Source organism: Cognatundibacterium luofuense, from assembly GCF_018139685.1.
In the GTDB taxonomy this organism is placed as follows: Bacteria; Pseudomonadota; Gammaproteobacteria; order Burkholderiales; family Burkholderiaceae_D; genus Undibacterium; species Undibacterium luofuense.
On the sequence record NZ_JAGSPN010000570.1, the window covers coordinates 1 to 292 of the forward strand.

The following is a 292-nucleotide window of genomic DNA, read 5'->3' on the forward strand; positions in this document are numbered from 1 at the left end:
TGCTTAGTCGCTGGCTTATTCCGCGTCGATGCATCACGCGGGGCACGCTCTTTTCTTACCGCACCAGAATCAACTCCCACCTCATTACGCGACTGACGTTTACGTGGTGCTGCTTGCTTCGCAAACGCCTCAGCAGACTCAGTCGAGCCAGCACCAGCTATCGCGGCCTGCTGCTCACCAGCCTCAGAACGCGGACGACTATTCCTGCGCATATTGCGCGGACCACGCACACCACGCTTGGCCGGCCGGCCGCTGTCAGCAGCAGACTGATCATTATCTTGTGCGCGATCTG

1 pseudogene is annotated in these 292 nt (G+C 59.2%); it reads right to left on the reverse strand.

The features are described 5' to 3' along the window. Positions 1–292, reverse strand: a pseudogene (locus tag KDM89_RS21680) (hypothetical protein); the annotation flags it as partial.